Origin of the sequence: Ureibacillus suwonensis (assembly GCF_042655065.1) — a bacterium.
GTDB classification, from domain to species: Bacteria; Bacillota; Bacilli; order Bacillales_A; family Planococcaceae; genus Ureibacillus; species Ureibacillus suwonensis.
The window spans coordinates 1-880 of record NZ_JBHSNQ010000111.1 but is presented as its reverse complement, the minus strand read 5'-3'; the positions used below and the strand labels follow the sequence as shown (position 1 = coordinate 880).

The following is an 880-nucleotide window of genomic DNA, read 5'->3' as shown; positions in this document are numbered from 1 at the left end:
ATCGAGTTGAAGTGATTCATATGAACAACGAAAGTTACCGATTAAAACATCAAGAAACAATTTTTTCTTAGCAAAAAGTGTTCATCCGAAATGAGCAAAAATTGTTCATTTGGGGTTGACGTTTACAGCATAAGCTTTTTCTTTCGCTTTCATAAGTACCTCATTTCCTTTTTTGGTTGTTCTGTAATATTTTCTAATCTTCCCTTCCACAGTTTTTTCTTCTCTTTCTAATAGATTCGCTAACTCCATCTTGTGCAGTAAAGGATACAAGGTTCCTGCGCTCATCTGATAGCCGTGTTTCTTCAGTTCTTCTAACAGCCATGAACCAAATATGGGTTCTTTCTTTAGCATGATATAAAATGTGTATGTGAATAAAACCAAGGAGCCATTTACGCAACACTTTATTTTCCATCACGTTCCCCTTCATGATCGAATTTCGATATCGAAAATCGGTAGCATCGTATCACGTCTACATGGTGTTTTTCAAGAAAGACATTATTAAGATAAGGTTAATTTTGTGTACCTCTCTCTTAACAAGATGATGGATAAAAGTTTGTGTAAAGCATTTTGCTAGACCAAAAGAAAAAAGGTAGGGGATTTTCTGATTGGACCAAAAATCTTAGAGAAAGGAGTACCCTACCTATGACTAAAAGGATACCGAATGTCGACTGGGCAAATCGACTGGAAAATGCCATTCGTCGCTTTGTGAAAGAAAAATTCGAACTGATCATGCGGAAAGAAATCAAACATTTCTGTAAATTTTCACATTATTTCAGGCTGACTTTTTCAAATTATTTTGGTTCGTTTTCTGAAATAATGTGCAATTTTTTTGCGGATTATTTTAGATTTTGCGATTTTCCCCAGGTTCTTTGCACATTTT

Annotated in this window: 2 pseudogenes; one reads left to right on the top strand and one right to left on the bottom strand. The window is 34.9% G+C overall.

The features are described 5' to 3' along the window. Nucleotides 1-105: 105 nt before the first annotated feature. Nucleotides 106-412: pseudogene (locus ACFPOH_RS10920) on the bottom strand (PadR family transcriptional regulator). A 230-nt stretch (nt 413-642) separates the two neighbouring features. Between ACFPOH_RS10920 and ACFPOH_RS10915 the strand changes: the two are divergent. Further along, nucleotides 643-880, top strand: a pseudogene (locus ACFPOH_RS10915) (hypothetical protein); the annotation flags it as partial.